At 33.2% G+C, this 536-nt stretch carries 1 protein-coding gene; it reads right to left on the reverse strand.

What is annotated here, in order from left to right; genetic code table 11:
- Nucleotides 1–536: AMP-binding protein (locus DM397_RS00460; RefSeq protein WP_162615431.1), on the reverse strand; the 536-nt coding region annotated here is incomplete at both ends.

Here is a 536-nt window from a genome sequence, read left to right on the forward strand (position 1 = left end):
GTCGTTTTGGGTGACTCCAAAGGTTTTAATCTGATCCAAGGACATGTTGACATTACTGCTATGCTCCACCATAACGCCTTTTGGCTGTCCTGTAGAACCTGAAGTATAAATGAGATAGGCTAGATTTCGAGAAGAAAACTTTATATTAATGTTTTCATTACTATAATCCTCTAACCTTACTGACTTAATATTGAACACATTACATTTGTCAATTTGTAAATCAGAATCATCTGCAACCAATAACTTTAAGCTGCTGTCCTGAATTAAAAAATCAATTCTTTCCTGCGGATAATGGGTATCTATTGGCAAATAAACAGCACCTAACTTTAAGATCGCCAGTACAGCAATAATACTAGAATCGGATTTAGGCAAAAATACACCTACAATATCTTCTTTATTAATAGTGTATGCAGAAGAAATGCAAAAAGCCAATTGATTGGATTTTTCATTAAGTTCCTGATACGTCAGTTTTGTTTCTTCAAAAACAACAGCAATATTATTTGGTGTCTTTCTAACCTGTTCTTCAAATAAATCTA

Source organism: Flavobacterium nitrogenifigens (assembly GCF_003254565.1).
In the GTDB taxonomy this organism is placed as follows: domain Bacteria; phylum Bacteroidota; class Bacteroidia; order Flavobacteriales; family Flavobacteriaceae; genus Flavobacterium; species Flavobacterium nitrogenifigens.